Here is a 255-nt window from a genome sequence, read left to right as displayed (position 1 = left end):
TCGAAGGTGTAAGTGCAGCAATGTATTTAGCTTATCGATACTAATAGGTCGAGGACTTGACCAATATTTATTTGATGTTCATTGATTAAAATATATATGTAGTTTTTAGAGTGTTAACTCTAAAGAAATTAGTTTTACTAGTTTCAATAACTTAATAGTAATGTTAAGCATAAAGATTATGTGGTTACAATAGCAGAGAGGATACACCTGTTCCCATTCCGAACACAGAAGTTAAGCTCTCTAGCGCTGATGGTA

General features: G+C 32.5%; 1 rRNA gene. It reads left to right on the top strand.

The window, feature by feature from the left end:
• Positions 1-179: 179 nt before the first annotated feature.
• A 5S ribosomal RNA gene (rrf, locus tag KGF45_RS19845) occupies positions 180-255 on the top strand; the annotation flags it as partial.

It is taken from the genome of Clostridioides sp. ZZV14-6154, assembly GCF_020657785.1.
In the GTDB taxonomy this organism is placed as follows: Bacteria; Bacillota; Clostridia; order Peptostreptococcales; family Peptostreptococcaceae; genus Clostridioides.
This window is presented reverse-complemented; position numbering and strand designations above follow the sequence as displayed.